Annotated in this window: 6 protein-coding genes; all 6 read right to left on the reverse strand. The window is 43.0% G+C overall.

Translation table 11 applies throughout. From position 1 onward, the window contains the following. Positions 1–71 precede the first annotated feature (71 nt). The 6 genes from A5294_RS04900 to A5294_RS04920 all read right to left on the reverse strand — a co-directional run bounded on the left by A5294_RS04900 (position 72) and on the right by A5294_RS04920 (position 4889). Positions 72–557, reverse strand: coding sequence for an NUDIX hydrolase (locus A5294_RS04900; protein ID WP_004574859.1), 486 nt, complete (start codon positions 555–557; stop codon positions 72–74). A gap of 411 nt (positions 558–968) precedes the next feature. Beyond that, positions 969–1211 (reverse strand): hypothetical protein, encoded by a 243-nt coding sequence (locus tag A5294_RS06910; protein ID WP_082851884.1) that lies wholly within the window; start codon positions 1209–1211, stop codon positions 969–971. Between the two features lie 142 nt (positions 1212–1353). Further along, positions 1354–1533 (reverse strand): hypothetical protein, encoded by a 180-nt coding sequence (locus A5294_RS04905; protein ID WP_004114740.1) that lies wholly within the window; start codon positions 1531–1533, stop codon positions 1354–1356. Positions 1534–1807: 274 nt separating this feature from the next. Then, positions 1808–3241, reverse strand: coding sequence for a class I SAM-dependent RNA methyltransferase (locus A5294_RS04910; protein ID WP_064340602.1), 1434 nt, complete (start codon positions 3239–3241; stop codon positions 1808–1810). A gap of 37 nt (positions 3242–3278) precedes the next feature. Continuing rightward, positions 3279–4100 (reverse strand): DUF3159 domain-containing protein, encoded by an 822-nt coding sequence (locus tag A5294_RS04915; protein WP_231880196.1) that lies wholly within the window; start codon positions 4098–4100, stop codon positions 3279–3281. A 24-nt stretch (positions 4101–4124) separates the two neighbouring features. Further along, positions 4125–4889, reverse strand: a complete 765-nt coding sequence (locus A5294_RS04920; RefSeq protein WP_004105066.1) for a DUF3710 domain-containing protein — start codon at positions 4887–4889, stop codon at positions 4125–4127. Positions 4890–4930: the final 41 nt, after the last annotated feature.

Here is a 4930-nt window from a genome sequence, read left to right on the forward strand (position 1 = left end):
CATTATTATTGTCATAATCTTCTAAGAAATAATGTTTATGTAACGATCTCTTGCCATAATAGCGGGATTCATTAATATCTTTCATCTGAAATTATATGCTCTATTCCACTATGCTCCGATTTAAGATATTCTTTCATAAATGTCGGGTAAGCCTTAAACTTATCAAGCTCATCTATAGGTAACCAATGCATTGTCTCTTTAGCACCTGACTCTGTAGTGCTTTGGCTCGTAAAATCTCTTTTGCCCATGGACTTCATCAAGTAGTAGAGTGTAAGCTCATGGAAGTCTACTCCATCTAAGCCGGAACTACCGATGAATAAGTTCTCGTGTATGACGGCAAGATGATCTACTTCATAATTAAGACCTGTCTCTTCAAATACTTCTCTCTTAACGGCTTCTTCTGAAGTCTCACCCATGTGAACCGCTCCGCCAACTGAGTAGAAATAGTCATCCTCATCATTTCTTGCAAATAGCACACAACCTTCTTCGACTATGATAGCTGCCGCTCTATATCTAAATGCTTTTTTATCGTTAATAAATCCGCAATTATGTTCCATAGTTTACTCCTTTATTTTTTATCTAATGACTGTGACTTATGGTTCAAATGCAAACAAGTTCCCAATCTTAATTGAAAATCCAAGTGATTGATACATTTGTATATCACATTGTGCACAAGCAACAGTCATTGAACTTATTGCACTCGACCTTAGAGCGTTGATATCTTCCCTCATACAGAAAAATCGCGCTCAAAAACCACGCCAAGACAGCTTAAAGCTGCTTCGCATTAAACCTTTTAACGATAGCCCTCGCAAACCCCTGCTACACAATGGCAAAAATGCACCCACCTAATCAGCCTTTGACATCAATACAACACTCTCGACGTGAAATTGTTAGGCTATTTTCAGAAATTTGTCTAACCCTTTAGTTTTTCCTGTATTACTACGGTTATCACTGCTTTGCTTTTTCAGTTATTTCAATTCTCGATTAGGTAATTTCCCAGTTCTCAAAGCGACAGTAACAAACTCAACCTCTTGCAAGCACTTCTCACAAAGTTCATAACCTTCATTGAAGTTCACTCTTGACCTAAATGTGCTAGCAATGAATTTGCATGGTGAGGTAATCCTTTCAACTACACCGCACCGTTCGCACTCAGCATACACATTCCCATCCTTAATCGGAATAAACATTCCATGATCTTTCTCATTTCCCATGACGCTAACTAATCACCGGCTAAACAGGACGGACATTGAGCCTGACTTTAAGATTCATAAAAAGAAGTGACTATTACTGACAGAAATCAGTAATAGTCACACAACGTGAGATATTCAACTATTGACTTGAACCAAACAAAATTCAATCAGTCTTTCGAAGGACAGTCTTAAGCGAGATCACTGTGACACCAATAACAAAAGAGGTAAAACCAATTCTAATAGCAAGTGTGCCACCCCATATTAAGGCAACCAGCATCGCGATTAAGGCAACCGTCAAGCCGAATGTCGCTACTTCACGGCAAAAACGAACGAGCTTGTCCATTTCCTTAAATACCTCCTCGTGCACATACTAATAATCAGGTTTCACTTTACCTTTTGAGCTATATTTTACCACTTCACAGGGTGGGTGCAAAGTGGGTGCACCTTTTAACGTTAACATCCTGTGCACTCGACCCCAGAGCGTTGACATSTTCCCTCAWACAGCMAAAYYRCRCTCAAAAATCACGAGAACMCAGCTTAAAGCCRCYKCRCATTAAACCTTTTAACGATAGCCCTCGCTAAGCCTTGCTACATAAGGGCAAAAATGCACCCACCTATTAAGCCCTTGACATCAATACGACACTCTCGACGTGGTGAGTGTTGGGATATATGTCGAACGCGCGCAAAGACTGAACGTTGTAGCCAAGCTCTCTAAACGTGCCAACATCGCGAGCAAGACTAGTCGGATCGCAAGCAACGTACACAACGCTTCTTACTCCAGACTTAGCAATCTGCTTACAAACTTGAGCTTTAGCGCCAGCGCGCGGAGGATCTAACACAACAACATCAGGATGCGCAAATCGGCGCACAATCTTAGATGACTTACTCGCCTTAAACACCTGTGATTCAAGCGTTTGCGAAACATCGCCTTCAAGCGCTTCAACAACATCCCTGCCAAGACCTGCGCGCCCAATGTTTCGCCTTGCATTCTTTACAGCAATCGGCGCACCCTCAATGCTAAGCACGCGAGCTGGCTCTGCAGAACCAAAAGCGCCAGTAGTACCAATAGCACCCACGGCACTAGAAGAATCTCCGCCAATATTAGCCAAAGTAGCAAGCGGAATCGTAAACAAACCAGATCCAGAATACAAATCCCACAAAACCGTATTCTTAATACGCCCACCAAGCGCAGAACGAACTAATCCCAAAACGTAGTTCACCAAATGTTCTGGAGCTGCGCGATGAATCTGCCAAAAACCACGCGCGTCAACATTGTAATCAAAAGTACGCGCACGCGATGAATCACCATCAACCGCAACGCGCACGCGCTCGCGCAACAAAGCCGAGCCTGCAACCAGTTCATCATTTACTATAAGCGCATAATTTTCGCCAATCGCACTAAGGAGCGCAGACTTATCACCAGAAACACCAAAATCCAAACCATCAACTCGAGGCTCTGGAACAGCAAGGCGAATTTGCGAATTTGGCTCAAATTTGCGATTCCACAAATCCAAAGAATCCGCAACTGCTAAAACCGCGCGCGACGCAAGTGGCATAGTATCAATCGCAATGCGATCATGCGACTCGCGCTTTCGCATAGACAATCGCCCTTCATCATCCGCAACCAACTCCATGCGCGTACGCCAATTAAATCCGTTAAGCTCCTCATCCCCCGGCATGCGCTCAACGTTAACATCGCTTTCCACAACATCCATATGCGCTAAACGCTGGAATTGATTAGCAATTACGGAAGCCTTCCAACGAATCTGCCCAGGCAAAGAAACGTGAATTAAATCCGCTCCTCCAACTCCACCACCCTGAGCCAAAGGACCAGCGAGTTTCCATTGCGGCTCTACACGATCCGCGCTAGGCTCCAAAACTTCCACAACTTCGCCAGTAAAAAAGTGCGCTTTTGCACGCATCGGCTCATCCATGCGCACAACAACCAGCTCACCAGGTAGCGCAAATCGCACGAATACAACGCGTCCGTCAAGATGACCTACACATCTGCCTTGATCCGCATATCGCTCGATTCGCATCGTCACTTGCATAAACTACCCCTTAGTTTTGCGTTTTGTTAAGCCGATTTTAGTTAAGCTGATTTTCTTCGCTATGCTTCTCTTCACGATTTTTATGATGTAGACGCATAAACGGCGTTGCAATAATCAAGTAAGAAACCCAAATTGCGAGCGCCCAGAACGGCAATCCCATAATCAAGCGAACGGTACCAAGCCACACAACGTGATTCGTCAAATATAATGGCACTTGCAAAACGAGCCTCAGCACAAAAACAGCAATCCACAATCCTGTCACATACATATACGCTCGCTTAAGCGGCTTATAATCGAGCCATTCGTGAAGCCACGCACCAAAGTTTTCTGTAGGCATTTTGCGAATTGACTCAATCACAAGCCCTAAAGCAGGCACGCGCACAATCAGCGAAATAGCAAGAAGCGCACCATAAACAGCGTTCGTAATAAAGCCCATCATATAGTAGTCGCGCGCTTGGTGACTCGTCCACACCCAAACAAGGCAGATTCCAATGGAAATAAGTCCACTAATTGCTCCCATAAGCGATTGCCTCTGAATAAGACGAATCACAACTTGCAAAACAGCAATCACAGCTGACACAATAACCGTTGTTTGCACATTTCGTGTTACAACAAAGCAAATAACAAACAGCAAGCCGGGCAGCATGGATTCGATTACGCCTCGAACGCCACCCATTGAATCAATTACAGAAAATGTAGACCCTTCGGCTCCGATTGAAGCCAATGTCGCTAGTCCTGAGCGTTTTTTGGTTCGCGCAGAATCGTTGGTTTGCGCAGAATCGTTGAGTTTTACTTCATTTGAAAACTCTTGCGAAGAAAACTCTTCTTCGGATTTCTGTAAAGATTCTTGTGAATCCATTCAATTAACTTTCTACTACTTGCATTATCTAATTTCAGCAAACATTGGACCGCGTGTAAGCGTAGTTTTTACTTCTACTTGTTGGTCGTAACCTAATGGTTTATCGTCTTTTTTTAGTGCATTATTAGCATCTTCATCAGACGTATTATTTTCCCCATCTTTACCGCTATTTTCTGCATTTAAAGCAGCTTCTTTTTCTTCTCTAGTTATTGGATCATGCATAGGAATAAAATCGCGAGGCGCAAGCGGCTCTTCACCACGATTTACAACAATCCCCTTAAACCATTCGTCTAATTGTTTTGTTTCGTTATTATTATCTGCAAGCTCTGTTGCTGCAGGCCCAGAGAATACTCCGCGAAGCATCCACCTAGGACCATCAACGCCAACAATACGCGTTGTAATGGTTTTTTCTCCAACTTTTACAGGTAACAGTAGCTCAGTACCAAATTCGCCTTGTACTGTACACGCTTGACTATTACCATCAAGCAAATCTTTGCACACTTCTAGCCAGATACCAGATGTTTTAGGCGCAGCAAAAGCTTCAACTTCTACGCTTGAAGAACCATAAGTTACTGTCATACCAAGAACTTGCGATGTTTCATGCTGCTTTTTTACTCGCAACTCAATGCCTTGAAAGTATGGAATATAGATTGAACCAAAATCTAGATAATCGCTAAAATCAGGAGCATCTTCATCATTGAAATCCCATGGACCAGTTTTTACCTCTACGATTTTGTCTTCAACTTTTGAAGATTTTTCTTCTTCATGTCGGCCAAATAACCAACCCATTATTCCTCATTTCTTAAAACAACAAATCTACAAAAATATAT

The organism is Gardnerella sp. 30-4 (assembly GCF_001641215.1).
GTDB classification, from domain to species: domain Bacteria; phylum Actinomycetota; class Actinomycetes; order Actinomycetales; family Bifidobacteriaceae; genus Bifidobacterium; species Bifidobacterium leopoldii.